Raw genomic sequence first — 26,108 nt, forward strand, 5'->3', positions numbered from 1 at the left:
GAAAAAGCGCGAGTGAGGAAGCCTATAAGCCGGATTCTGTCCTGCAAGAGCTCAACACCCTTGCATAGGTGACCATTTCTCTGGGACCCGAGTTACCCCGAGCCTCAAGCGACCTACCCGAAGACCCCGGCCGGGCCAGCCGTTGCGCAGTCTCTTTCGAAACCGCACGTGTCTTCCTATTTGGCCTTGCACCGGGCGACGCTTACCGTGCCAGTGATGTCGCCACCACTGCGGTGGGCTCTTACCCCACCGTTTCATCCTTACCTGAGCCGCAGCGACCAGATGGGATCCCGTCGCGTTGGCCATCGGCGGTTTGTTTTCTGTGGTGCTGGTGTCGGATTGCTCCGCCTGGGCGTTACCCAGCGCCCTGCCCCTGGAGTCCGGACTTTCCTCCCGATACCGAAGGTATCGAGCGATCACCCAGCCTCCTCACTCGCGCAAGTATAGTATAGGGGAAACGCCTGAGCACTGACAAGGAACCGACCGGCTCCCGGCAAGAAGGGATCGATTACTCTCCCGCTACGGCAAGAAGCTCGACGCCCCCAGTCCAGCAGCGGGCGGGCTGTTCCAGGATCGGCGCATGTTTTCTGACGAAGCGGCTCAATCTCGCCTGATCGCCCTGAGAGGACCGAATAAACTCAAGCCCCACGAGATTCCCCTCCGCACGCCGTACCACTGCCAGCAGGATGTTCAGGGGCGCTGCTCGGTCAGGCAAAAACAGGCGCATCCGGATATAGTCCCCAATCTTCATCGCCTCAGGACTTTCCATGAGACAGCCGGGAAGCGACACATCGATCACCCGGCCTTCCCCGATCACTCCATTCCCGGCAAACATCACGTCACAGGCGACCGGAATCCGCTCACTATACCGTTGTTCCATAAGCGCCCCCTACCTTTGTGATGCGCAACTCTCTCACAATAGGCAGTCCATGCCTACTCTTCAGAAGAGGTGCCCACGCACCTCATTTGTAGGGAGAACCTTTGCCTCGCACGATAGAGAGCGAGACAATAGAGAACATTCGACACGAACCGATCTAGTTATCGCCCCCCAATCATGGGCAATAGTGAAGCAGACACCGGTTGTTTCGCCTGGTATATGGCCAGAGCTTCCGGCATCCACTTTTTGAGCTGCTGGATCCTGGTTTCGTGTCCCGGATGAGTCGACAGAAATTCTGCTGGCCCACCGCCGGCGGACAATTGCGCCATGCGCTCCCACAAGCCGACAGACTCCCGCGGGTCATACCCGGCATCGGCGGCAAGGAGAATGCCGATATAATCCGCCTCCGACTCATGCTTCCGGCTAAACGGCAACAATACCCCGACCTGCGCGCCGGCCCCCAAGGCCGCCATCGCCGCCTGTGACAACATCCCCCCTTCACCACTTATCCCCGCCACGGCCTCCGCCACTTGCAAGGCCGCATTCGTCAACTGCCCCTGGCTCATCCGTTCCGCTCCGTGACGAGCCAGCGCATGGACAACTTCATGCCCCAGCACAGCAGCCAATCCGGCCTCCGTCTTGGCGACCGGGAAAATGCCCGTATAGACCGCAATCTTTCCCCCGGGCAACGCAAACGCATTCATCGTCTTGTCGTCCTTGATCACCGTCACTTCCCACTGAAACTGCTGGGCCATCTCGGCGTACTTCGACCGCTTGGCCGCCTCGATAATGCGAGCCGCCACCCGCTTCACCGGCTCGATCTCACGAGGGTCTTGCGATTGCCGCATCTTGGGATCGCTCTTGACCTGCTGATAGGCCTGCGCCCCCATCGTCATTTCCTCCGCCACTGACGTCATGACTAACTGCTGCCGGCCGGTATAGGGATTCGTCTCACAACCAGCCACACTCCACAAGACACACCAGAGCATACCGGCCAGCACCAGCCTCATCCTATTCGCGCGATGCCTCATATTCCGTCCCTCATCATATCGGCGCACAAATTGACCGCTGCCTCATGCATTCGTTACATTACCGCGCCGGCACAAGTGTTTTCCACCGGGAGCGACGCGTGACCTCTCCAGCCCATACCGCCCCGTCGATCGAACGCATCGGCATCGATGAATCAGGGAAGGGTGACTATTTTGGCCCGCTGGTCATCGCCGCCGTCTTCGTCAATGCGACGACCCAAGGCGAACTGGCCCTTATGCAGGTGCGGGACAGCAAGAAGATTTCCGATGGCAGAATTCTCGAGATGGCGCCGGACATCAAAACAATCTGCCCGCATAGCATCGTCGCCATCGGCCCGCAGAAATACAATGAGTTGTATGCGAAGATTAAGAATTTGAATCGCTTGCTGGCCTGGGGCCATGCGCGGGCGCTGGAGAATCTGCTGGATCAAGTGTCCTGCGAACGGGCGATTGCCGATCAGTTCGGAGACGAACGGCTCATCCTGAACGCCCTTCAAGACAAGGGACGGAAGATTGTCCTGGAGCAACGAACCAAAGCCGAATCCGACATCGCCGTGGCCGCCGCTTCCATTCTGGCACGTGCGGAATTCCTGCTGCGCCTGAAGCGGCTATCGGATGAGGTCGGGACAACGCTGCCGAAAGGGGCCTCACCGGCCGTGGAACTTGCCGCAAAGATGGTCATCAAGAAACACGGAAAAGACCGGCTCGAAACCGTGGCGAAGCTGCACTTCAAGACCACACAAGCCGTCCTGGCGGGATTGGCTTAAACCGATTCGCCGACTTCCAGATCTTTTTTCTTGGCTTCGCTCAACGCCGAGGGGGACTCGGTTGGGACCTCGCCTTCCCAGTAGAGCATCCGGCGGCAGTAGGGGCACACATGGAGATCGTCGGAGCGTTTGACCTGAGCGATCAATTGAGGCGGGATTTGCAAGCGGCACCCGGCGCACATGCCGTCGCGCACCGCGGCCAGCGCTTGCTCCTTCTTGGCCGTTTTGATCTGGTTATAGCGGGCAAGCAGGTTCTTATCGATCAACCCCGCCGCCTCGGCCTGCTGGGCTTCGAGCTTGGCTAACTCTTTTGCCAACACCTGATCCTGCTGATCAAGCACTTTTCTCTCTTCCGTAAAGATTTTCCTGGCTGCATCAGCTTTTTCTTGAGCTTCTTTGACCGTCTGTTGTAGCTGCTCGATCTTTTCCATCGAGAGGAGAATCTTTTCTTCAAACTCCCCCCGCTTCTTATTCGCCAACTCGATCTCGAACAGATGCGCCTGATATTCCTTGTTGGTTTTCAAGCTTGCGGCATGCGACTTCATCTTCTCGGTCTGCGCCTCGTGCGCTTCCAGATCTTTTTCATGCCCACGGCGCTCTTTGACGAGGGCCTCGACCGCTGACTGCGTTTCAGTGAGAAGCTGGGTCTGTTCGAGTAGCGGCGCTTCGGCCAGACTGAGGCGTTCAGGAATTTTTCGGCGCTGATCTTTGATCTCCATGATGCGGAGATCAAGTTTTTGCAGGGCGATCAGAGGAAATAGTTTCTGGCTCAACGGACTCCTTTATACTGCATGCAGGCAATCACTGCCCGCCATGCGCAAGAACCTCTCCCATGTGGTGGGCCCACTAGGACTTGAACCTAGGACCAGCTGATTATGAGTCAGCCGCTCTAACCACCTGAGCTATGGGCCCCATCAGGTGTACCCAGAATACCCACACGGCCCGCAGAGAGCCGACGGCAAGTAGTCGATTCTAGGCCGCCCCCCACCCGGAGTCAAATCGGACTGTACCCGGCAGTGCATCCGGCTACAGCGTTTCGACGAAGCTGCGCAACTTCTTGCTGCGGCTCGGATGGCGCAACTTGCGCAGGGCCTTGGCTTCGATCTGGCGAATGCGCTCGCGCGTCACCTCGAAATCCTGCCCGACTTCTTCCAGCGTATGGTCCGTCGCTTCGCCGATCCCGAACCGCTTCCGCAGAACTTTTTCTTCGCGCGGCGTCAGCGTCTCCAGCGCACTGTTGATCTGGCGCTGCAAGTCGTACCGGATCGCGGCTTCCAGCGGAGACACCGCCTTCTTATCCTCGATAAAGTCGCCCAAATGGCTGTCTTCTTCTTCACCGATCGGCGTCTCCAGCGAAATCGGCTCACGCGCAATCTTCAAAATCTTTCGCACCTTGTCGAGCGGCAGATCCATCCGCTCGGCGATTTCCTCCGGAAGGGGCTCGCGCCCAAGCTTCTGCACCAGATGGCGGGACGTCCGGATCAATTTATTGATCGTCTCGATCATGTGCACCGGAATGCGGATCGTGCGCGCCTGGTCCGCGATGGCCCGCGTGATCGCCTGGCGAATCCACCAGGTCGCATAGGTGCTGAACTTGTACCCGCGCTTGTACTCGAACTTATCGACCGCCTTCATCAGGCCAATATTGCCCTCCTGAATGAGGTCGAGGAACTGCAAGCCGCGGTTGGTGTACTTTTTCGCGATGCTCACGACCAGACGCAGATTGGCTTCGACAAGCTCCGCTTTCCCGCGCTTGACCTTTTCTTCCGCCACGTCGAGATGCTTGACCGCATCCTTGATCTCGTCAGCCGACACCAGCGCTTCTTCGGTTTCCAGCTGGCGGATGCGCGCCTTGGCCGCCTGATAGACCTTCTTGATGTCGTTCAGCGTGTCTTCGGACACGCCGGCCCGCCGCTTGACGGCCAGAAAATCCGGCCGCGTCCGGCACATCTTCTTCAGCAATTCGGCGCCGGCTTCCCCGCCGACTCCGATGCGCCGCTGGCAGCTCGCCACTTCGCGCTCGGCCATGCGGAATTGCACCGCCAGGTCGCGCACCCGCTGCACCATGCGGTCCTTCAACACCCCGTGCAGATTGACGGACTCGATCTTGTCCACCACCTGCTGGCGCGCCACATCGAACTGCTTCTTGAATTGCTTCTGCTTGACCGGGTCGCTTCCGATCGTCTTGCCCTTTTCGGCCAGAGCCTTCAACGCCAGCGACACCTTGCGCACGGCATTCAACGCATCCAGCGTCTTGACCCGCAGTTCCTCATAATCCCGTTCGACCGGCTGCTCTTCGTCGAAATCTTCTTCCGTTTCCTGCACCGGCACGATTTCACGGACATCGATCTTGGCATCCTTCAGCTGATCCCGCAGGGCCAGGACGAACTCGATCGTCATCGGCATGCCGTAGATGACCGAGGCTATGTCCTTCTTCCCCTCCTCGATGCGCTTGGCGATCTCGATTTCCCCTTCGCGGCTCAGCAGCGCGACACTGCCCATCTCTTTCAGATAGAGCCGCACCGGGTCGTCCGTCCGGCTGAGCGCGCCCGGCGTAAGATCGATCGGCTTTTCGTTTTCTTCGTCACTCTCCGCCTCGGCTTCTTCGCTCTCGTCACCGGCATCCTCGCGCTCGGTCGTCTTCTGAGCCCGTTCGCCTTCCGGCGCATCCACAATCTCGATGTCCATTTCCCCGAACATCGTCATGATGCTCCCGAACTGGTCGGACGAGACCACTTCCGCCGGCAGGGTGTTGTTCAATTCGTCGTAAGTCAGAAAGCCCTTTTCTTTCCCGATCGAGATGAGCTTTTTGACCTCGCCGAGCAACTCTTGTTTCGGCATAGCTACTCCTTAACCAATGAAACTGTGCCGGCGACTGGCGTGCCGGCTTTCCGCATCCGCAATTCATTCACTTGCAGGTTGATCGACCGCACATCCTCCGACCGGCCTTCCCGCTCGGCCGTCTTCAGCCGGGCGATCAAGTCGCGCATGACCCCTTCCGCCCGCTTCCGATCCAACTGATCCAGACAATCCTTGATGTGGGCCGACACATCGTCGAAATGTTCTTCACGCAGCGATAATTCCGTCGCCAGGGCGCCGCAATCCGGATCGTCCAACACCGCATCGAGCAGCGCGCGGATGCCGATCCGGCCATCCAACCCCACATGTCCGAGCGCGAGCTCCGCTAATTTCCGGCAGGCAGGAACGGAAAATAGTTCCGGGTTGAGCCGGCGAACATCGGCTGGCGCCAGCTTGCCATGCAAGAGCATGAACGCCAAGTCTCGCTCCTCCGGGACGTTCTTAAAGACCGGCACCGCCTTAGGCGGAATCGCCGCGGCACTCGCAACTTTTTTCTGCTCCGCCACCAATGCCGGATACCGCTCGATCAGCCGTTGCTGGCTGATGCCCAGCCGCTCGGCCACGACGCGGATCCGCTCCTCGCGCTCGATGGGATGCTCGCTCTTTTGGAGGATGCGGAGAATTTCATCAACACTCCGGATGCGCCCTTCCAGCGACCCGGCCTCCGCGGCCTTCACACTATGTTCCAATGCATAATCCAACAGGCTCGGCGCGGCCGCTTCCAGCCGCGCAAACGCGTCCACGCCTGCTTTGCGCACATAGGTATCCGGATCGTCGCCGGACGGAAGCGTCACCACCTTCACGCCCAGCCCGCTGTTCACAAACAAATCCAGCCCCCGCAACGCCGCGCGCACCCCGGCCGCATCGGGATCGAACAGCAACACCACATTGGAGGCAAACCGCCGGAGGGCCTGAATGTGCTCCGGCGTCAACGCCGTACCCAACGTCGCGACGGTCTGGACAATCCCGGCTTGGTGGAGCGCAATCGCGTCGAAATACCCTTCCACCACAATGACGGTCTTCGTCCTGGCGATCGCCTCCCGCGCCTGATCGAACGCAAAAAGCGTCAGCCCTTTCTTGAATAACGGTGTATCGGGGGAGTTGAGATACTTGGGCGTTCCATCGCCGAGCGTCCGCCCGCCGAACCCCACCACGCGCTTGCGGAGATCCACGATGGGAAACATGACCCGCGACCGAAACCGGTCGTAGAATCCCGTCGCCCCGTTGCCGGCCTGGTCCCGCGCAATCGTCAAACCAGCCGCCGCCAAGTCGCCCGACGTAAAGCCTTGCTGGGTGAGCGCCTTGATCAGCCCTTCCCACTCGCCCAAAGCCACGCCGATCTTAAATTGCACAATCGTCGCCGGTTCAATCCCGCGTTCGGCGAGGTAGCGCCGTGCGTCTTCGCCGGCCTTCGCCTCGTGCAGATTCTTGTGAAACCACGCCGACGCCGCCTGATTCACCTGCTCGATCCGGGCGAACTGCGCCGTCTGCGGATTGAACCCCGCCTGCTCCTGAACCTCGACCCCCACCTTCCGTCCGAGCTCACGCACCACCTCCGGAAAGCTCGAGCCGGTAATCCGGGTGAGAAAGGCAAAGACATTGCCGCCGGCCCCACAGCCAAAACAATGAAAAATCTGCTTCGAGGGACTGACCGTAAAGGATGGACTTTTCTCTTGATGAAACGGACAGAGCCCTTTCAGATTCTGCCCCGCCTTCGTGAGCGACACATGGTGCCCGACGATATCGGCGATATCGGCACGATCCCGAATCTGGTTGATGATATCGTCAGAAATCAGGCCTCGGCCCACGAGAGTCGTCGCTCCTACACACCCGTCAGGCACGACCGGACGAGTCGGTTAACAAAAGTCGGATGAATCGATCGATCAGGGTATCAGACAGCCGGAAAGTCTGTCAATTCAGCGGAGGGAACGTCAGCCTGGAGGCCAGCCTAAATGTCTGCCCCCAAGTACATGAAAATGCAGATGAAACACGGATTGCCCACCATCGCGACCAGTATTCGCCACAATGCGATAGCCGGATTCGGCCAGCCCTTTGTCTGTCGCCACCTTTCGGCAGGTCAACAGGAGCTGTCCCAGCAGCGCCTGATCCGCCTCACCGAGCTCTTGGACCGCCGCCACATGCCGTTTGGGAATCACCAGCGTGTGGACCGGCGCCTGCGGCGTAATGTCGTCGAACGCGAGCGTGTGTTCATCCTGATACACAAGCTTGGCAGGGATAGTCCCTTCCACGATCCGGCAAAAGATGCAGGTACTCACACGTCCTCCTTGACTACTTTTCAGGCCTGAGACCAGACTTCCCAAACCGCTTGGCGAGTTCCTCATAGATCGCGTGAAGCGGTACATCGTGATAGCCCAAGACCATCAACGTATGGAAGAACAAGTCAGCCACTTCGTAGACGATCTCGTCCCGCTTGCCGCCCTTTGAAGCCAGGAGCACTTCCCCCGCCTCTTCCGCCACTTTTTTGAGGATCTTATCCTGGCCTCCTTCAAACAGCTTCGTAGTGTAAGAGCCCGGCTGCGGATGGGCCTTGCGCGTCTCGAGGGTTCGAGCGATTGCCTCAAGAATGCCCCCCGCCGCGTCACTGGTCTTTTCCGACTCAATCCAGCCTTCCGGATCAATCGCGGTAAAGAAGCACGCCCGCTCACCCGTATGACAGGTTGGCCCGACCGGCTGCGCCTTCACCAGAATCGTATCGCGATCGCAATCGATGAACAGGCCTTTGACATGCAACTTATTGCCAGAGGTCTCACCCTTCTCCCAGAGCTTCTTGCGGGACCGGCTCCAGAAGTGGACGGATTTTGTGGCCAGCGTCTGGCTCAGCGCCTCCTGGTTCATATACCCGACCATCAGCACGGTCCCATCCAGCCAGTCTTGCACCACGGCCGGAATCAGTCCCTGCGCATCAAACGTGAACGTCGCTCCCGCGTCCTGTTGTCCCATCGCCTCACGCGGCCGGCACGGCTTGGTCCAGCCGAACCGGCACTCCTTTCTCTTTCAAAAATTGTTTGGCCTGCGGAATCGTATAGGTTCGAAAGTGGAATATCGATGCCGCCAGCACCGCATCGGCCTTGCCCGCCACAAACCCGTCATACAGATGCTCCAGCGTGCCCACGCCGCCTGAGGCGATGACCGGAATGGATACGCGCTCGGATACCGCCGCGGTGAGCGCCAGATCGTAGCCGGTCTGCTGGCCATCCTGGTCCATGCTCGTGAGCAGAATCTCGCCCGCGCCAAAGCGTTCCATTCGGCTGGCCCACTCGATCGCATCAAGGCCGGTTGTTTTCCGGCCTCCGTGCGTAAAGACTTCCCAGTGACCCGGCGTCCCCGCGCGCTTCGCGTCGATCGCCACGACAATGCATTGCGTGCCGAACCGCTGCGCGGCCTCCCGCACGAACTCCGGCCGCTGCACCGCCGCCGTGTTGATGCTCACCTTGTCGGCCCCCGCATTCAGCAAGGCGCGAATATCGTCGAGCGTGCGCACGCCTCCGCCCACGGTCAGGGGCATGAAGACCCGTGCCGCCGTTCGCTCGACCACATCGAGAATCGTCTTCCGGTTTTCATGTGACGCCGTGATGTCGAGAAAGCACAACTCGTCCGCGCCTTCGCGATCGTAGGCCGTCGCGACTTCGACCGGATCGCCCGCATCGCGCAAATTGACGAAGCTGACGCCCTTCACCACACGGCCGTCTTTGACATCCAGACAGGGAATGATGCGTTTCGTCAGCATCGTTAACCAATCGCCTTCACGGCAGAGGCATAGTCCAGCTTGCCGTCGTAGAGGGCCTTGCCGACGATGGCGCCTTCGATGCGCGGGCCGAGCGATGCGACCGCCCGCAGATCCTCGACACGCGAAATCCCGCCCGAGGCAATCACCGGAAACGACGAATGCTCCACGACCTCCCGCAGAGCCGGAATATTCGGCCCATCCAGCATCCCATCCCGTGCAATATCGGTATAGATCACCGCGCCTAACGCATAGCCGGACAGCTCTTTCAACAAGTCGATCGCCTTCGTATCGGACACCGCGGTCCAACCCTTCACCGCCACCTTGCCGTCACGCGCATCCAGCCCCAACACAATGCGGGTCGGAAATTCGTGACAGGCTTGCTCGAGAAACGCCCGATCCGTCAACGCCGCGGTGCCCAGCACGACGCGCGAGACCCCAGCCGTGAGATACCGGCGGACCGTGTCGATATTGCGAATACCGCCGCCGACCTGCACCTTCACACTGACCGTCGCGATCACCGACTGAATCTCAGGGAGATTGCGCGGTTCGCCCTCCACCGCGCCGTTGAGATCCACGACATGGATCAATCCCGCCCCCTGCTGTTGCCATTGCCGGGCCATCGCCGGCACATCGGTGGAATAGACGGTCTCCGCCGCCATATCGCCCTGGCGAAGCCGCACACAGCGCCCGTCTTTCAAATCAATTGCTGGAATGACGATCATGAACGTTGTCCGCCCTTTCTCCGCTACTTCGCCGGGGTTCCAAATGGAAATTCCTTCAGCACTTCTTCAACCCCGTACTGCGCCAATTCTTCTGCCGTGACGAAGGACCACCGCTGGATAAAGCCCATGACATCCTCGGTCATCGGCCGCTGCCGTTCGTAGTAATTCCCGACCCAGAGCACCTGCCCGTCTGCCGCCACCGCTTTGACTTCGAATCCAACCGAAGCGGCAGGGCTTGCGCCAAGACGGCTGCCGACGCGCTCCTGAAAGACCAACACCTGCCCAATGAGGGCGACATCCGCTTTCAATCGTTTCGCCAGCAGCGCCGCACCCATTTCAGGAGAGGCCTTCGCATCCGCCGCCGTCAGAGACACCTTGGCCGCATCCCCAGGCGGCAACACCTGCACCCCTTCCCTCCCCTGAAGCCGCTTCCAGAACAGCTGCGTCACTTTGTCCGCCGCGTAGCCAGGGACCGTCGCCGTCTGCCTGGATAACAGCTCGGCATCGGGCTGGACAGCAACCGAAATATCCGACCGCCGCACCCCCTCCGGCGTCGAGAGTTGCGACACTCCTTGATCACGCACTTGCGGCGTCGTGATGGAGGTAAACGGCACCAGTGCAATGGTTTGGATGGTGTACCGTGGCAGCTCGTTCGACGATTTCGTCGTGACCTTCGCACCGCTGCACCCAACAAACAGAGCCAGCGTGGCATAGACACACACAACGAGGACTGCCTGCTTAGCCAGACGCAGGAGACGCCACTTCTGAAGCCCCGCCCTCTTACGCCTCACCCTGCACCCCTTACGGTTTCCATGATCCAAAATTCTTGACCAGCTGTAATCCGACAGCCTGGCTCTTTTCCGGGTGGAACTGACAGGCCACCACATTATCTTTCCAAATACTGGAGACAAAGGAAATGCCGTAGGTCGTGGTCGTCGCCGCAATCTGTTGGTCCACCGGATCGACGAAGTAGGAATGGACAAAGTACCAATTCGACCCGCTGGGAATCCCCGCAAACACCGGACACTGCCGCAGCACGTCCACCTGATTCCAGCCCATGTGCGGCACTTTCAGCATGGGATCAGCCGCAAATCGCCGGACCCTGCCTGGAATAATATCCAGCCCTTTATGAGTGCCGAACTCCTCACTTTCAGTGAAGAGCAGTTGCAGCCCCAGGCAAATCCCCAAGAAAGGTTTACCCGATTGAACCGCCGTCCGAACGGAATCGATGAGATCATACTGCGCAAGATTCGCCATACAATCGCCAAAGGCACCAACCCCAGGCAACACCACATGGCTGGCATCCTTGATCGCCGCCACATCGCGCGTCACCACCGCCTGATGCCCCACCGCCTCAAAGGCCTTGGAGACACTGCGCAAATTGCCCATGCCGTAATCGACAATCGCGATCATAGAATGTTGTCCATCCAAAGAAGCGTAACAATACCGCAACCGGCTCCGTCCTGCCACTCCCGTCTTAAGAAAACAAAAAGGGACAGGCGCACAGTGCCTGTCCCTTTCGAATCATCTAGCCGCTGGTCTTCTGCGTCCTACAACAGCCCCTTCGTCGAGAGCACTTTTCCGGCCAGCCGCTCTTCCGGCATGGTGGCCTGATCCAGCGCCTTGGCCAGGCCTTTGAAAATAGCCTCCATGATGTGGTGCGGGTTGCGGCCATACATGAGATTCACATGCAGGTTGAGCCCCCCGTGGGTCACGAAGGCCTGGAAGAAATCTTCGAACAAGCCGAGGTCGAACGCCTTGATCTTCCGGTCCGGCAGCGCCACGTTGTAGACAAGATAGGGCCGTCCGCTGAGATCCACGGTGATCTGCGCCAGCGTTTCGTCGAGCGGCGCCGAAGCGAACCCGAATCGCTTGATCCCCGCCTTCTCACCGAGCGCCTGATGCAGCGCCTTGCCCATGACGATGCCGACATCCTCGACCGTGTGGTGTTCATCGATATCGATGTCGCCCTTGGCTTTGACGACCAGATCGAAAAATCCGTGTTTCGCGAGCAACTCCAGCATATGGTCGAAAAACCGGATGCCGGTGTCGATCTTGCTCTGTCCGCTGCCGTCCAGCGTCCACTCGACGGCAATATCGGTTTCTTTCGTGGCACGGTGAATCGACGCCTGCCTCGATGCCGCTCCGCGCTTCTTCATGAGAACCTGCTTTCAGCCGACTTGGCGTGCGCATCGAACCCTTCGATGTGCGCGAGGCGCACGAGATGATCTTTCACCTTCCTCAACTCCTCTTTCGTGTAATGCACGATATTGCTGGTCTTCACATAATCATTGACGGACAAGGCCGAGAAGAACCGCGCGGACCCGCCGGTGGGCAGCACATGGTTCGGCCCGGCAATGTAGTCGGCCACGGATGGCGGCGTATGCCGACCTAGAAACAAGGCGCCCGCATGCCGGATCTTCTCCAGATAGTCGAAGGGATTATCCACCGAGAGCGTCAGATGCTCCGCGGCAATTTCATTGGCCACATCGATCGCTTCATCGAGCGTTGTGACGACAAACGCCACCGCATGCCGAGCAATGGACTTTGCGGCAATCTTCTCGCGCTGGAGCCCCTTTAACTGACTCCCGATCAGCTTGGACACCTCTTTCGCCAGGCGCCCGGAGGTCGTCACGAGAAAGACTTGCGCGTCTTCATCATGCTCGGCTTCGCAGAGCAGATCGGCCGCCACATGTTCGGGGTTTGCGTCGTCATCGGCCACAACCAGCAATTCGCTCGGGCCGGCCACCATGTCGATCCCCACCGTCCCATACAGCAGCCGCTTGGCGGTCGCCACATAGATATTGCCGGGCCCAACGACCTTATCGACTTTGGCAATCGTCTTCGTCCCGTAGGCGAGCGCCGCAACGGCCTGCACCCCCCCCACACGATAGATTTCGGTAACCCCCGCGATATCGGCCGCGACCAGCAAGTAGGGATTAATGCCTCCTTTTTGCGGCGGCGTCACCATCACGATCCGCTGCACGCCGGCCACCTTGGCGGGAATGGCGCACATAAGGACGGACGAGGGATACACCGCTTTGCCACCCGGCACGTAGACGCCCACCGCATCGACCGGCGTCACGACCTGCCCCAGCGTCGCCGTATTATCCTGGTACATCCAGGTCTTGGTCCGCTGCCGCTCGTGGAACGCCGTCACCCGTTGCGCGGCAAACCGCAACGCGTCGCCCTCGTCTTTTCTGATGTGGTGGTAGGCCTCTTTGATTTCTTCCGGTGTGACCCGCAGCATCTCCGGCTTCAAGGCCACGCGATCAAACTGCTTCGTGTACCGGAGCACGGCGCGATCGCCGCCACGCTGCACCGCCTGCAGAATCGTCCTGACGACTTTTTCCACGGCATGGCTTTGGGTACTGCCCCGTAGCGCGACTTTTTTGAGCATGGGCGTAAAGGAGCGGTCTGCCTGAGTGAGAATCTTCATGCGCGGGCCTTCGCTTTCTTGGCTCGGCCGGCCGTGGCCGGACTGCCGTTCTTCGATGGCTGGGCCGTCTGTGACGCTGCGACCGCTTTCCGGAGCCGGCGGATCAGCTCCATCAACGGTTCGTGTTTCAGTTTCAAACTGGCCCGGTTCGCGATGAAGCGCGCGGTGGACTGGGCGATCACATCGACTTCGACGAGATCGTGGGCCTTCAGTGTACTGCCGGTCTCGACGAGATCGACGATCCGGTCGGCCAGTCCGACCACCGGCGCCAGCTCGATCGACCCGTAGAGCTTGATGATTTCGACCGGGATCCCGCGCTGATTGAAAAACCGCTCGGTGATCCTGGGATATTTCGTCGCCACACGGACTTTCGACGACAGCCGGTCATGCGCCACTTCCGCACGGAGCGCGGCGACCGAGATTCTACATGCTCCAAAGAGTAAATCCAATGGTTCATAGACGTCGCTGTCCTGCTCCATCAAGACGTCTTTGCCGACCACCCCGGCATCGGCCCCCCCATATTCCACGTAGGTCGGGACATCGCTCGGACGCACGATCAGAAACGTCATCCCGATTTCAGGACAGGGGAACACCAGCCGCCGGCTTTCCCCAGCCAGCCCGGCTCGTTCATACCCGGCCCGGCGGAAGAGTTCCAGCGTCGGCTCAATCAACTTTCCTTTGGACAGTGCAATCGTCAGCATAGAATCCCCTACCGGACAGCCGGAGACCGTCACGCCTTTTGGCGTTCGATCACCGCCCCCACCGCCCGCAGTTTTTCTTCAATGCGTTCATAGCCTCGATCCAGATGGTAGACCCGCTGCACATCCGTCGTGCCCTCGGCTGCGAGCCCCGCCAGGATCAACCCGGCGCTGGCGCGCAGATCCGACGCCATCACCGGCGCCCCCGTCAGGGTGGGCCGGCCGGTCACGATCAAGCGGTTCCCCTCCACCCGAATGTCCGCCCCCATCCGCCGCAACTCTTCCACATGCATGAAGCGGCTTTCAAATACCGTCTCCGTCACCACACTCGTGCCCTCAGCCAAGGCCATGACCGCCACCATCTGCGCCTGCATGTCCGTCGGAAACCCGGGAAACGGCAGCGTCCGGATATCGATCCCCTTCAGCCGCCCCGCCACCTTGATCCGAACCCAATCTGGCCCCACCTGAATCTCGGCGCCCGCTTCACGCAGCTTCATCAAAAGCGCTTCCAGATGGGCCGGCCGGCAGCGAGTGATCGTCACATCGCCTCTGGTGATGGCCCCGGCGACCAGATGAGTCCCCGCTTCGATCCGGTCGGGAATGACATCGTGCGCGCCGCCTTGCAGCGCCCGCACGCCTTCAATGGTCACCACATCGGTCCCGGCTCCGGTCACCTTGGCGCCTCGCCGGCAGAGAAACTCGGCCAGATCGTTGATTTCAGGCTCTTTCGCCGCATTCTCGATGACCGTGGTCCCGTCAGCCAGAGACGCCGCCATCATCAAATTCTCCGTGCCCGTCACCGTGGGGGTATCGCAATAGATCCGCGCCCCTTTCAGCCGCGCCGCCTTTGCGGTGATATACCCATGCTCGATGGAAATGTCAGCCCCTAATTTTGCCAGGCCGGCCAAATGCAGGTTGACCGGGCGTGAGCCAATGGCGCACCCCCCTGGCAACGAGACCTTCGCTTCCCCCCACCGGGCTAACAACGGACCGAGGACCAACACCGAAGCCCGCATCGTTTTGACAAGATCGTAGGGCGCTTCCGTGGAATGAATCGCATCGGCCCTGATGACCGCGCGATTGCCCTCATGGGACACCGTGGCGCCCAACATGCCAAGCAGCTTGCCCATCGTCAGGACATCGACCACCCGCGGGAGATTCGTGATGACACACTCCCCGCCGCCTAAAATCGTTGAGGCCAGAATGGGAAGGGCGGAGTTCTTCGCGCCGCTGATCGGCACTTCGCCCTGCAGCCGATTCCCACCCGTGATGACAATGTGATCCATCGTGTTGTCGCCTTATCCGAGCTTCCTGGCTATCACCACGCGCTCAATACCCGCCGCATCGTCAACCACCGCCACCGGCGCATAGCCTGCGGTATCCCGCGCCAATGCACGCACCGCATCCGCCTGCCCCTGTCCGATTTCCATCACGAGCAAACCCTGCGGCACTAAAAACGGCAGGGCATCCTGAAGCAATCGCCGATGAAACTCTGTGCCCAGCGGGCCGCTCACCAACGCCAGGTGGGGCTCGAAAAGCCGCACTTCCGGCTGAAGCCCCGGCATGTCTCGCTCGGCGATATAGGGCGGATTCGACACGATGACATCAACACGGCCTTCCAACCCACGACCCGCCAGCGGCGCCAGCAGATCCCCGTGCAACCATTCGATCGCTTCAAGAACCCCGTGCGTCACAGCGTTGCATTTCGCCACCTGCAAGGCATCGGCGGACCGATCGATCGCCAGCACGCTCGCTCCCCTGAGCGTGGCTGCCAGTGTCACCGCCAGACAGCCTGAGCCGGTCCCGACATCGACGAGGGTCGCCCTATGCCCCGCACGATGCTGCCGCACCACCTCACGCACCAGCAACTCGGTCTCCGGCCGTGGGATCAAGACCGAAGGGCTGACCGCAAACTCCAAGCCGCAGAACTCTTGCGTGCCGAGAATATATTGCAGTGGTTCGCAGGCCATTCGCCTGGCGATCAACGACTCCGCCAGGGCCCAGACAGCGGGAGAGACCAACTGGTCAGGCTGACTCAGCAACTGGTGGCTGCGCACCTTGAGCGCATGCTCCAGCAGCCACATCGCCTCCTGCGCCCCGTTGCTCACCCCGGCGTAAACGAAGGACTGCCGGGCCCACGTGAGGAGCGCGCCGACCGTCTTCCGCTCTGGCATGACACACGCCGTCATCATTCCCTACGCGTTGGCTGTGGCGATCTGCTGCTCCTGGGCCTTCAACGCTTGGACGAATTCGTCCAGATCGCCTTCCATCACCAATTCAAGCTTATGCAAAGTCATGCCGACCCGATGGTCGGTCACACGATTCTGGGGGAAGTTGTAGGTCCGAATCTTTTCACTCCGCTCACCCGTCCCGACCTGCGACTTTCGGCTCTGGGCGATCTCCGCGTCGTGCTTCTCGCGCTCCGCTTCCACGATTCGCGCACGCAACGTCCGCATGGCTTTCGTGCGATTCTTCAGTTGCGACCGCTCGTCCTGGCAGCTCACCACCACCCCGGTAGGAATATGGGTGATGCGCACGGCGGATTTGGTCGTATTGACACTTTGCCCGCCGGCGCCGGAGGAGCAGAACGTGTCGATCCGCAGATCGCCCGGATCGATCTTGACATCGATTTCGTCCACTTCCGGCATGACCGCCACCGTCACCGTGGACGTGTGGATCCGGCCGGCGGCTTCCGTCACCGGCACACGCTGCACCCGATGCACGCCGGCTTCATATTTGAAATGACTATAGGCCCCTTTGCCCTCGATCAAGGCGGTGATGTTCTTGTACCCGCCAATGCCCGTTTCTGACGCCTCAACCGTATCCACCTTGAACCCCTTCTGTTCCGCATATTTGACATAGAGGCGAAAGAGTTCTCCGGCAAATAAGGCCGCTTCATCGCCGCCGGTCCCGGCCCGAATTTCCAAGAGCAGGCTCTTGTCATCCCGGGGGTCTTTCGGGATCAAGAATTCTTTCACCTGCTCTTCCAGCGCGCCCTGCTGCCGTTGCAGCTCGGCGGTTTCCTCGGCGGCCATCTGATGCATCTCGCTGCCGGCCGAGGGATCGGCGAGAATGTGCGCCGCCTCGTCAAGCTGCCGGGCATTGCCGCGGTAGGTCTCAAACAGCTGGGCGACCGGCTCGAGATCGATCCGCTCCTTGCTGAGCTTGTGCAGCAAGGACGGCTGACTGGAGACAGAGGGATCCATGAGTTGGTCGGTCAACTCCTGAAATCGCGAGGCCAAGGATTCCCACTTCTTGAGTAAGGCGGCTTCCATCGTGCTCGTTCCTCAGACACGGCCTCCAGCAGGCCAAAAAGAAAAAGACCCTGCCTCGATGCGAAGCAGGGTCTCTTCTCTGAACCGTCGCGTGGCTACTTGTCCTTCTTCGCGTACTTCTTCTTGAACCGTTCGACACGTCCTTCGGTATCGACGATCTTTTGGGTGCCGGTGAAAAACGGATGGCAGCCCGCACAGATGTCTACGCTGATATCCCCGATGGTCGTGCGCGTCTTGAATGAGTTGCCACAGGCACAATGAACCGTGGCTTCCCGATACACTGGATGAATTCCCTTTTGCATAACCTGCGACTCCTTGGCCAACATTCGGTCAGACTCCTGGCACCACGCCAAGAGCGGTACACTCTATCTGAACGGCAGGGGGAGAAACAAGGTCCCCTACCGGTTCATGGACTGCAAGAACTCCTGGTTGGTCTTGGTCCCGCTGATCTTGTCCATCAAGAACTCCATGGCTTCCATGGTGCCGAGCGGGCTCAGCACCTTGCGCAGGATCCACATCTTATTGAGCCGGTCCTTATCGACCAGCAATTCCTCTTTGCGGGTCCCGGACTGGCTGATGTCGATGGCCGGGAAGAGGCGCTTATCCGCCAGCCGGCGATCCAGATGCACTTCCATATTGCCGGTGCCTTTGAATTCTTCAAAGATCACGTCGTCCATGCGGCTGCCGGTATCCACCAGCGCGGTGGCCATGATGGTCAAGCTGCCCCCGTGTTCGATATTCCGGGCGGCGCCGAAGAAGCGCTTCGGCCGCTGCAGCGCGTTGGAGTCCAACCCGCCGGAGAGCACTTTGCCGCTGGGCGGCGCAATGGTGTTATAGGCACGCGCCAACCGCGTGATGCTGTCCAAGAGGATCACGACATCCTTCTTATGCTCGACCAAGCGTTTGGCCTTTTCCAACACCATTTCAGCCACCTGCGCATGGCGCTGGGGCGGCTCATCGAACGTTGAGCTGATCACTTCCGCCTTGACCTGGCGCTGCCAGTCGGTGACTTCTTCCGGCCGCTCATCGATCAACAGCACGATCAGCGTGACTTCCTTGTGATTCTTCAGAATGGCCCGGGCAATCGCCTGCAACAGCATGGTTTTCCCGGTGCGCGGCGCCGCCACGATCAAACCGCGCTGCCCCTTTCCGATCGGCGTCGTGAGATCCATGACGCGGGTGCAATATTCTTCCCGGTCAAACTCCAGATTGAGCCGTTCTTCCGGATACAGCGGGGTGAGGTTGTCGAAGAGAATCTTGTCGCGGGCTACTTCGGGATCTTCGTAATTGACCTTTTCTACCTTCAGCAGGGCAAAGTACCGCTCGCTCTCCTTCGGCGGGCGGATCTGCCCGGAGACGATGTCGCCGGTGCGCAGGTTGAACCGCCGGATTTGAGAGGGAGAAATATAAATGTCGTCGGGACCGGGGAGGTAGTTGGAGTCAGGCGCGCGCAGAAAGCCGAATCCGTCCGGCAAGGTCTCGAGAACCCCTTCGCCAAAGACGACGCCGTTCTTCTCCGTCTGGCCTTGCAGAATGGCAAAAATCAGTTCCTGCTTCCGCAGATTGGCCGCGCCCTCGATTTTTAGCTCGCGGGCCACATCGTTGAGATCGGCAATGGATTTCTGCTTCAACTCCGACAGATACATGACCTCGCCCTTAGTTGCTTGCATAGATCTCCTATCGAGCCTTCGGCTCTGTTGTCATGAGGGACGGCTCACGAAATTGATTGACCATTCGAAACAGATGTTAGTGTGTGGTTGAATCCGCGATAGTTCGTCGGGGAGGACGATCCGTGTAGATTATTCGTTATTGAAGATTCAGGATATGGTCTCCGAAGCCACTGAGGTGCCGATGACGATCAATACATCCTGCTGGCTTTAGCCTTATGCCCCGACATTCGCAGATCGTGTGATTTCGCTTTGAGACAGGTTCCGAGAATTGAGTTATTTAAGTGGAGTGAGCCCGCGCAAATTGGAATGCTACGGTGAATGATACCCAGGGACTCTCCGGTTGTCAACTGAGATTCCTATATTTTTCACGCGGCGCCTCCCGGTTGCGCCAGGCGCCTGCCTCCCATTGAATGAAGAATTCCACTGTGATAAACAGCGCCGAGGAGCATTGCATGGCACACGAGCGAGACGATGAACAGCCGGAGCGGGTCTTTACGCTATTCGAGGCCAATCAGTTGATCCCTCAACTCCAGTCCCATTTAGCCACTGTTCAGCGTCGAAAAGCCGTTCTGATGGAGACCCGTGACGAAGTCCGGAAAGCCTCCGCACAGGCCGACCATGGGGGCGGAACGCCCGTCGGCGCGCACTACGTCCGCAGCCTGCAAGAGATCAGCACCAACCTCCACGCCATTCACGAGCTCGGCGTGCACGTCAAAGACATCGATATGGGCCTGTGCGACTTTCCCCACCTCCGCGAAGGCCGAATCGTCTATCTCTGCTGGAAACTGGGCGAGAAAGAGATTCGCTGGTGGCATGAGGTCACGAGCGGCTACAACGACCGCTGCCCCCTTGAGGATCCGGCCTAACCTCCGGCACACCGTCCATCGAAAAGAGCACCTATGAAATTTGTCATTCTCGGATACGACGGCCCCGAGGGGGAAGCGAAGCGGAAGATTCACCGGCCGGCCCACCTGGCGAACCTTGAGCCATTGGCTCAGCAAGGCCGCGTGGTTTTAGCCGGCCCCCTAACAGACAAAGCGGGCAGTTTGCTGGTCTTGGAATTCGAGACGCAAGCCGACGCCGAACAATTCGCCCGGCAAGATCCGTACACCGTTCATGGCGTGTTCGAACGCGTCGAAGTCCACCCCTTCATGCAAGTCCTGCCGAAATAGCACTTCTTGGGCCTGCCCTTCTCCAAATGAACGCGCGCACTGGTTTGACAAGGAAAAAGTCCCTTACCTATAATGCCGCTCCTTGTTGGCCCCGAACGATCTTTTCTCTTGAAAAGCGGTTAGTTCAAAAGGCCTACCGTCACCACTCCTGATAGCCCTAAATCGCTCCAGGGTGGGCCTTCTGTGAGGTTGCAGAAGAGAGAGGAAAAAGCATAGAGTATTTGTAGGGTCAAATCTTAGAACCTCGTCATTCTTAGGTCATTCACCCTTTTGCCGGAGAGTAGGTCGTAATGAGTCAATATCGCGTGCTTCCAGGACCTGAACACTTCCTCCCGCCCGCCGCAGCCAGCATGGGAATCCAGCTGCCAAACCCGGGGGAAGCGCACATTAATGGCGTTATCGTATCGGAAGACAAGGCCTATGAGGAAGCCGCCAAGCAATTCCTGATGGCAAAAGTTCCGACGATTTTCCCGGGCCCGCTCGTATTGTGGGCGTGGAACGAGAAAGCCGCCAAGAAAGCCACGGCGGTGCGTCACCTCTACAACACGCTGAAAGAATGCGTGCAGCCCGGGCAGACCCCCATGCTGATTCCGATGCCCGATTACCGGCCCAAGTATCCCAAGATCAATCCCGAAGTCGAGATCAATCCCAACCACCCGAATCTGACCATCTGGCACAATAAAATCGATTGCTGCATGTTCATCGGCGTGCATTGCCACCAAGCCAACCTGTCCTTGAAGATCATTCGCGGCGGCACCTCCTGCTATACGATCGCCATGTGCGCCCAGGCTGGCCATGAAGACGCGATGCTGTCCTTCCGTGATGCCTCGGTCGAGAAGATCATGAAGCTGGCCGAATGGGTGAAGAAGTTGAAGGGAACCGTCCAACCACGGCTGACGTCAGCCAAGAGCGGGGCTTCAAACTAATCGTTTGAAATCCTCGAAAGCCTGAAAGGAGGCTGGGTCCATGGCAGATATACACTCAGTCATCGGCACGAAGAATAAAAAGGGCCAAACCTATACCGATACCTGGAAGATGATGAACGAGGCGCCACGCACGCCGTCGTTCTATACGGGCAGCGAAGTCATCAAGGAAGCCGTCCGGCGGGCCAGCTGCGATGTCATGATCGCCTATCCGATCACCCCGCAGAGCGAAGCGGCGGCCCTGATCGGCGAACTGTTCGCAGAAGGCTACATCGGCGACTACTTCCGCGGCGAAAGCGAATTTGCCGTCATGTCGCAATGCGCCGGCGCCGCGTTCGGCGGAGCCCGCGTCTTTACGACGACCGCGGGCCCCGGAACGATGCGCGCCATGGAGAACTTCCCCATGTGGGCGGGCGCGCGGCTCCCGATTCAGATGATCGTGACCTGCCGCGGCATCAACTCGCCGCTATCGATTCAGCCTGACACGCTCGAAATCGCCTATCTGCTGAACACCGGCATGCTGGTGTGGCACGCGGAAACGGCGCAAGACTTCTTCGATTGGATCCTGAAGGGCTACATGGTGTCGGAAGAGCCCGATGTGCACCTCCCGCTGGCCCTCTGCTGCGACGGATTCTTTGTCACGCACACCAAGGACGTGGTCAACCTCACCCCGGCAGACATGTGCTTGCCTCCATACGATCCGTACCGCTCGCCGGTGCCCTGCATGGATATGGAATGCCCGCCGGTCCGGATGATGCGCGATCCGTTCGTCATGAAGAGCAACTACATCAGCTATGCCACGCACGCCTCCTGGCAGCAGGAAGTGTGGGCGGCGGTCGAGCGGTCCCGCAAGCATTCCATTCATTGGCTCAACGGACTGATCGACACCGAAAATACCGATGCCGACATCGTCATCGTGGCCTCGGGCACCGCGGTCTCACAAGGCCGTGAAGCCATCCGCCTTCTCGAAGATGAGGGCATCCGTTGCGGGTTGGTGAAGGTGAAGACCTTGCGCCCCTGGCCGGAAGAAGAAATCCGCGAAGCGACGAAGAACGCCAAACACATCTTCGTACCGGAGTTCAATGTGACCGGATGGCTGGCCAAGGAAATCCGCGCCTCGATCCCGAACCCCCAGCGCGTCCATGCCGGCCCGCACGTCTGCGGGGGCATGACCATGCCGCCGGAAGTCATCGTGCAGGAAATTAAGACGACCCTTGGGATGAAGACCATCTCCATGGCCGGTCGGGGAAGCTGAGACGATCGTATCGACGAGCACCTAATTCCGAGGAAGATCCCTTGAGGAGGCATATATGAGCAAGGAACGCATCAAGATTTCAGAAGCGCTGTACGACATCATGCCGTCGGACTATCAGGATCTGGTGAAGAATGCGACCTACGGCAAAGAGGATCGCGGCTGGAAAGATATCGGGAGCAGCAAGGAATTGATCGAGCAGCACTCGCTCTGCGCCGGCTGCCCGGAGTCCATGGCCTTCCGTTACATCCTGGCCTCCCTCCCGAACCCGGAAGACACCGTCATGGTCGGTTCGACCGGCTGCACCAGCCTGGTGTTCCCCATGGTAGCCGTGCATAACATTCACTCCCTGTTCGGCAATCAAAACGCCATCGCCTCCGGCCTGAAGCGCGCCCTCAGCGTGCGGTTCCCTGGCCGGGTGAAAGATGTCGTCGTCCTCGCCGGTGACGGCGCGACCGTCGATATCGGTCTCGACATGACCCTCCAGGCCTGGTTCCGCCAGGAAAAATTCACCACCATTTGTTTCGACAACGAACTCTACGCCAACACCGGCGGCCAAGAGAGCGGCCTGATGCAGAAGGGCTTCGTCGCAAAGATGGCCCCGGTCGGCAAGCTCTTCGACAAGGTTCGGCTGCCTGAAATCGCCCGTGAGTCCGGCTGTCACTATGTTGTGAACTGCACGGTCAGCAAGCCCTCCCTGGTTGAGAAGGTGATCCGCAACGCCGTGCATATCGCGCGCGAAATCGGCCCGACGTATCTCCAGCTGTACACGCCCTGCATCCTTGAAATCGGCAAGAACAGCATGGAAGGCCTCCAGGAAATGCGCGATTCTGAAAAGCCGACCGAGCGGTTTGCCTACAAGGAATACGTCAGCGAACCGGCGAAGCAATTGCTGGCCGAGCTGGCCGCAAAGGACAAGGAAAAGAAAGCCGCCGCCAAGCAATTGGCCTCACAGGAAGCCTAGCTCGAATCTTGAGGAGACGATCATGATTAAGAAGAGACTGAATATCCGGATGTCAGGGCTCGGCGGACAGGGCGCCGTGACCGCCGCGCACGTCATGGCGATGGCGGCCAACCGCGACGGCAAGTTTTCCATTTCCAATCCCTTCTTCGGCGCGGAAAAACGGATGGCCCCGGCCGAGAGCTATTGCCGGATCGGCATCGAGCGGATCTACGATCGCGGCGAGCTGGTATTCCCCGATGTCATTCAAGTGTTCCACCCCCAGGTCATCACCATGGGGAAAAGCTACACGATGCCGTTCTACTCCGGCGTGAAGGAGGGCGGCGTCGTCATCATCAACTCCGACCAGCCCTTGCTGTCCGAAGAAGACGTGCAGCGTCTGAAAGACTTGAACGTCGCGGTGTTTTACATCGCCGCAACCGAGCTGGCGATCGAAGTGGCCGGCACCGAGCTGTCCACGAATATGGCGATGATTGGCGCCGTCGCCGGCATCACCAAGTGCGTCTCGATGGAAGCCCTGGATGGCGCCTTGCAGGAACGGTTCGGGAAGAAATTCGTCGCCTCAGGCGGTACCGCCTCGCTCGACGAAGCCATCAAGAAGAAGTTCGCCAAGAAAGAGATGCTGCTCGCGAAAAACCTGGCCACCGTCAAGCGCGCCTATGAAATCGCCAGTGAATGGGCGGAGAAGAACAAGATTGAGCTGCGAGTCGGCAATCCCGCCGTCGCCGCGTAAGTCGAGCTAAAGAAGGAACCCCCTCGCATGTACAACGTAGCGCAAGTCATCGACGAGAAATGCGTGGCGAAAAAGGGCTGCCGCCTCTGTATCATGTATTGCCCGGAGGCCAACTGTCTGGACCTCAATTCAAGCAAGATGGTCGCAGAAGTGAATATCGATCGTTGCAAGGGCTGCGAGCTCTGCGTGGTCGTCTGCAACGCCGCGAAGCACATGGCCATCGAGATGCAGGCTGTCAGCTCCACGGGAGAGCTCATCAAGCACCACAAGGCTGAATCCGCAGCCCTGGGTCAAGCCTACCAAGGCTAGCCCACCGGGACGTTTCATGAGCCCCATAGCGTAACCCGCTATGGGGCTTTTTATTCAGGCACATGGAGGGCCCTCATGGAACGTGAAGATAACGTCATCGACGAACTCCTGGGCGAGATCAGCCGGATTATCCAAGCCTTCCCAAAAGCGCTGGAACAACGGGCCGCCCTCATCCATGCGGGGGGGAAAGACCCGGAGCTGGCGGAGAAGCTGGTCAAAGCGGCCGACACCATGAGAGATAGCGGGAATTTGTATTTCACCTGGGCCAGGCACTATGCTGCGGTGGCAGAGGGAAACACCGACGCGTCATCGGACGAAGACGAAACCGAAGACTTCGACGTATAGCCGGCAAACCAGCACCCACGTACCAGCGAAAAAAAACTCCACTCAGCCAAAAACTTTTGCTAGAATACGCCCTCCGTCGAGCATACGACGTTCCCCGGTAGCTCAGTTGGTAGAGCAGCCGGCTGTTAACCGGCTGGTCGCAGGTTCGAGTCCTGCCCGGGGAGCCAACATAAAAAAGAGGGCTGGTGGCACACGCCGCCAGCCCTCTTTTTCTTGTCCTCTCGATTCTCTCTTGCACCATGTGAGCAAGTCTCTGGTTTTCCCATTCCTCTCACATTCAGCCCAATAGAAAGTTCATAGTACGCAACGGCGCCACGTTTGTTTATGATAGGGGAAATCTATGCAGACCACCCCTCCCTTTAATCCGCCATTCCTGCTTCGGAATGCCCATCTCATGACCGTCATCCCCCGCTATTGGCCAAGAGCCGACTCCCTGAACGGCATACCCCATACATCACGCCTGTTCACCGTGGAGCCAGGCACACAACTCCTGGGGCTCTGTCATTGGCAACGCCAGCGGCAAACCGCGCCCACCGTCATCCTCGTGCATGGCCTCGAAGGATGCGCGGAATCGCGCTATATGCGCGGGATTGCGGCAAAGGCCTACCGAGCCGGATTTAATGTACTGCGGATGAACCAGCGCAACTGCGGAGGCACGGAACACCTGACGCCGACACTGTATAACAGCGGCCTCAGCCAGGATTACCGAGCCATCGTGCATGAGCTCGCAACCGTTGACCGTCTCACCAGCCTCTGGCTCGTGGGCTACTCGATGGGCGGCAATCTGGTGCTGAAAGCAGCCGGAGAGCTGGAGGGAATGGAGCCAGCGTTGGCGGGCGTTGCAGCGGTCTGTCCGAATATCGACCCCGCGCAGTGCGTGACAGAATTAGAGCGGCCTCGGAATTGGATCTACCACCAGCACTTCCTCCCACGCCTGAAAGCGCGCATGAGACGGAAGGCCGCCTACTTTCCAGGGAAATGGGACTTGGCGCGACTGAACTCCATCCGCACCATGAGCCAATTTGATGATGACTACACCGCCCCCGATGGCGGCTATCGGGATGCCGCCGACTATTATGACCGTGCGGGTTCCCACCATGTCCTGCACCGGATTACCACCCCCACACTGATTATCACGGCACAAGACGATCCCTTCATCCCTTACTCCATGTTCACCCAGCCGGCGATCAGGAACAACCGCGCCATCACCCTGCTCGATCCCCGCTATGGCGGCCATTGTGGATTCTTCCACTGGGGCCGGAACGGAGAAGATCCCTATTGGGCGGAAAATCGCATCATGGATTTTCTGCGGCCGAAGAGCTGAACCATC

Annotated in this window: 29 protein-coding genes, 2 tRNA genes and 1 other RNA gene; 11 read left to right on the top strand and 21 right to left on the bottom strand. The window is 59.3% G+C overall.

What is annotated here, in order from left to right; genetic code table 11:
* Positions 1 to 9 precede the first annotated feature (9 nt).
* From rnpB to RI101_01315, 3 genes are all read right to left on the bottom strand, one after another.
* An RNA gene (rnpB, locus tag RI101_01305) (RNase P RNA component class A) lies at positions 10 to 432 on the bottom strand.
* 76 nt (positions 433 to 508) lie between these two features.
* Positions 509 to 880, bottom strand: coding sequence for a PilZ domain-containing protein (locus tag RI101_01310; GenBank protein MEC4888673.1), 372 nt, complete (start codon positions 878 to 880; stop codon positions 509 to 511).
* A 158-nt stretch (positions 881 to 1,038) separates the two neighbouring features.
* Entirely contained in the window at positions 1,039 to 1,878 is an 840-nt protein-coding gene (locus RI101_01315) for a M48 family metallopeptidase (protein ID MEC4888674.1), read from the bottom strand.
* A gap of 128 nt (positions 1,879 to 2,006) precedes the next feature.
* On the opposite strand from RI101_01315, the gene rnhC reads away from it, so the two are divergent.
* A complete protein-coding gene (rnhC, locus tag RI101_01320; GenBank protein MEC4888675.1) occupies positions 2,007 to 2,672 on the top strand; it encodes a ribonuclease HIII in 666 nt (221 codons plus the stop codon).
* On the opposite strand, the gene RI101_01325 is transcribed toward rnhC, so the two are convergent.
* From RI101_01325 to rho, 18 genes are all read right to left on the bottom strand, one after another.
* Positions 2,669 to 3,445: a C4-type zinc ribbon domain-containing protein gene (locus tag RI101_01325; protein MEC4888676.1), complete on the bottom strand. Its 777-nt coding sequence runs from the start codon at positions 3,443 to 3,445 to the stop codon at positions 2,669 to 2,671. The two genes, rnhC and RI101_01325, sit on opposite strands and share 4 nt — an antisense overlap.
* Before the next feature lie 62 nt (positions 3,446 to 3,507).
* A tRNA-Ile gene (locus RI101_01330) sits at positions 3,508 to 3,584 on the bottom strand.
* A 114-nt stretch (positions 3,585 to 3,698) separates the two neighbouring features.
* A complete protein-coding gene (gene rpoD, locus RI101_01335; GenBank protein MEC4888677.1) occupies positions 3,699 to 5,513 on the bottom strand; it encodes an RNA polymerase sigma factor RpoD in 1,815 nt (604 codons plus the stop codon).
* Between the two features lie 2 nt (positions 5,514 to 5,515).
* Entirely contained in the window at positions 5,516 to 7,339 is a 1,824-nt protein-coding gene (gene dnaG / locus RI101_01340) for a DNA primase (protein ID MEC4888678.1), read from the bottom strand.
* Positions 7,340 to 7,462: 123 nt separating this feature from the next.
* On the bottom strand, positions 7,463 to 7,807 hold the full coding sequence (locus RI101_01345; protein ID MEC4888679.1) for a histidine triad nucleotide-binding protein: 345 nt from the start codon (positions 7,805 to 7,807) through the stop codon (positions 7,463 to 7,465).
* A 13-nt stretch (positions 7,808 to 7,820) separates the two neighbouring features.
* Entirely contained in the window at positions 7,821 to 8,492 is a 672-nt protein-coding gene (gene hisIE / locus RI101_01350) for a bifunctional phosphoribosyl-AMP cyclohydrolase/phosphoribosyl-ATP diphosphatase HisIE (protein MEC4888680.1), read from the bottom strand.
* A 4-nt stretch (positions 8,493 to 8,496) separates the two neighbouring features.
* Positions 8,497 to 9,279 carry an imidazole glycerol phosphate synthase subunit HisF gene (gene hisF / locus RI101_01355; protein MEC4888681.1) on the bottom strand — a complete coding sequence of 261 codons (783 nt, stop codon included), beginning with the start codon at positions 9,277 to 9,279 and terminating at the stop codon, positions 8,497 to 8,499.
* A gap of 2 nt (positions 9,280 to 9,281) precedes the next feature.
* Positions 9,282 to 10,001, bottom strand: a complete 720-nt coding sequence (hisA, locus tag RI101_01360) for a 1-(5-phosphoribosyl)-5-[(5-phosphoribosylamino)methylideneamino]imidazole-4-carboxamide isomerase (protein ID MEC4888682.1) — start codon at positions 9,999 to 10,001, stop codon at positions 9,282 to 9,284.
* Positions 10,002 to 10,024: 23 nt separating this feature from the next.
* On the bottom strand, positions 10,025 to 10,792 hold the full coding sequence (locus RI101_01365; protein ID MEC4888683.1) for a hypothetical protein: 768 nt from the start codon (positions 10,790 to 10,792) through the stop codon (positions 10,025 to 10,027).
* 10 nt (positions 10,793 to 10,802) lie between these two features.
* A complete protein-coding gene (gene hisH / locus RI101_01370; protein MEC4888684.1) occupies positions 10,803 to 11,414 on the bottom strand; it encodes an imidazole glycerol phosphate synthase subunit HisH in 612 nt (203 codons plus the stop codon).
* A 137-nt stretch (positions 11,415 to 11,551) separates the two neighbouring features.
* On the bottom strand, positions 11,552 to 12,160 hold the full coding sequence (gene hisB, locus RI101_01375) for an imidazoleglycerol-phosphate dehydratase HisB (protein ID MEC4888685.1): 609 nt from the start codon (positions 12,158 to 12,160) through the stop codon (positions 11,552 to 11,554).
* A complete protein-coding gene (gene hisD / locus RI101_01380) occupies positions 12,157 to 13,440 on the bottom strand; it encodes a histidinol dehydrogenase (protein ID MEC4888686.1) in 1,284 nt (427 codons plus the stop codon). The genes hisB and hisD overlap by 4 nt, the downstream gene beginning before the upstream one ends.
* Positions 13,437 to 14,141 (bottom strand): ATP phosphoribosyltransferase, encoded by a 705-nt coding sequence (hisG, locus tag RI101_01385; protein MEC4888687.1) that lies wholly within the window; start codon positions 14,139 to 14,141, stop codon positions 13,437 to 13,439. The genes hisD and hisG overlap by 4 nt, the downstream gene beginning before the upstream one ends.
* A gap of 29 nt (positions 14,142 to 14,170) precedes the next feature.
* Positions 14,171 to 15,424, bottom strand: coding sequence for a UDP-N-acetylglucosamine 1-carboxyvinyltransferase (gene murA / locus RI101_01390; GenBank protein ID MEC4888688.1), 1,254 nt, complete (start codon positions 15,422 to 15,424; stop codon positions 14,171 to 14,173).
* Positions 15,425 to 15,436: 12 nt separating this feature from the next.
* Positions 15,437 to 16,312: a peptide chain release factor N(5)-glutamine methyltransferase gene (gene prmC, locus RI101_01395; protein ID MEC4888689.1), complete on the bottom strand. Its 876-nt coding sequence runs from the start codon at positions 16,310 to 16,312 to the stop codon at positions 15,437 to 15,439.
* 21 nt (positions 16,313 to 16,333) lie between these two features.
* Positions 16,334 to 17,413: a peptide chain release factor 1 gene (gene prfA, locus RI101_01400; protein ID MEC4888690.1), complete on the bottom strand. Its 1,080-nt coding sequence runs from the start codon at positions 17,411 to 17,413 to the stop codon at positions 16,334 to 16,336.
* Positions 17,414 to 17,508: 95 nt separating this feature from the next.
* The gene (gene rpmE, locus RI101_01405) at positions 17,509 to 17,715 is read right to left on the bottom strand and encodes a 50S ribosomal protein L31 (protein ID MEC4888691.1); all 207 of its coding nucleotides are present in this window, start codon (positions 17,713 to 17,715) and stop codon (positions 17,509 to 17,511) included.
* A 96-nt stretch (positions 17,716 to 17,811) separates the two neighbouring features.
* Positions 17,812 to 19,059 (bottom strand): transcription termination factor Rho, encoded by a 1,248-nt coding sequence (rho, locus tag RI101_01410; GenBank protein ID MEC4888692.1) that lies wholly within the window; start codon positions 19,057 to 19,059, stop codon positions 17,812 to 17,814.
* A gap of 476 nt (positions 19,060 to 19,535) precedes the next feature.
* Between rho and RI101_01415 the strand changes: the two genes are divergently transcribed.
* The 10 genes from RI101_01415 to RI101_01460 all read left to right on the top strand — a co-directional run bounded on the left by RI101_01415 (position 19,536) and on the right by RI101_01460 (position 26,102).
* Positions 19,536 to 19,949 carry a DUF2203 domain-containing protein gene (locus RI101_01415; GenBank protein MEC4888693.1) on the top strand — a complete coding sequence of 138 codons (414 nt, stop codon included), beginning with the start codon at positions 19,536 to 19,538 and terminating at the stop codon, positions 19,947 to 19,949.
* 33 nt (positions 19,950 to 19,982) lie between these two features.
* Positions 19,983 to 20,255 carry a YciI family protein gene (locus RI101_01420; GenBank protein ID MEC4888694.1) on the top strand — a complete coding sequence of 91 codons (273 nt, stop codon included), beginning with the start codon at positions 19,983 to 19,985 and terminating at the stop codon, positions 20,253 to 20,255.
* Between the two features lie 350 nt (positions 20,256 to 20,605).
* Positions 20,606 to 21,181: a carbon monoxide dehydrogenase beta subunit family protein gene (locus tag RI101_01425; GenBank protein ID MEC4888695.1), complete on the top strand. Its 576-nt coding sequence runs from the start codon at positions 20,606 to 20,608 to the stop codon at positions 21,179 to 21,181.
* Between the two features lie 40 nt (positions 21,182 to 21,221).
* On the top strand, positions 21,222 to 22,433 hold the full coding sequence (locus RI101_01430; GenBank protein MEC4888696.1) for a transketolase C-terminal domain-containing protein: 1,212 nt from the start codon (positions 21,222 to 21,224) through the stop codon (positions 22,431 to 22,433).
* A 55-nt stretch (positions 22,434 to 22,488) separates the two neighbouring features.
* Positions 22,489 to 23,394, top strand: coding sequence for a thiamine pyrophosphate-dependent enzyme (locus RI101_01435; protein ID MEC4888697.1), 906 nt, complete (start codon positions 22,489 to 22,491; stop codon positions 23,392 to 23,394).
* A 22-nt stretch (positions 23,395 to 23,416) separates the two neighbouring features.
* Positions 23,417 to 24,124 carry a 2-oxoacid:acceptor oxidoreductase family protein gene (locus RI101_01440; GenBank protein MEC4888698.1) on the top strand — a complete coding sequence of 236 codons (708 nt, stop codon included), beginning with the start codon at positions 23,417 to 23,419 and terminating at the stop codon, positions 24,122 to 24,124.
* A gap of 27 nt (positions 24,125 to 24,151) precedes the next feature.
* On the top strand, positions 24,152 to 24,433 hold the full coding sequence (locus RI101_01445; GenBank protein ID MEC4888699.1) for a pyruvate ferredoxin oxidoreductase: 282 nt from the start codon (positions 24,152 to 24,154) through the stop codon (positions 24,431 to 24,433).
* 75 nt (positions 24,434 to 24,508) lie between these two features.
* Positions 24,509 to 24,778, top strand: a complete 270-nt coding sequence (locus RI101_01450) for a hypothetical protein (protein MEC4888700.1) — start codon at positions 24,509 to 24,511, stop codon at positions 24,776 to 24,778.
* Between the two features lie 91 nt (positions 24,779 to 24,869).
* A tRNA-Asn gene (locus RI101_01455) sits at positions 24,870 to 24,945 on the top strand.
* Between the two features lie 173 nt (positions 24,946 to 25,118).
* Positions 25,119 to 26,102, top strand: coding sequence for an alpha/beta fold hydrolase (locus RI101_01460; GenBank protein MEC4888701.1), 984 nt, complete (start codon positions 25,119 to 25,121; stop codon positions 26,100 to 26,102).
* Positions 26,103 to 26,108 lie beyond the last annotated feature (6 nt).

The organism is Nitrospira sp. (assembly GCA_035968315.1).
Taxonomy (GTDB): Bacteria; Nitrospirota; Nitrospiria; order Nitrospirales; family Nitrospiraceae; genus Nitrospira_D.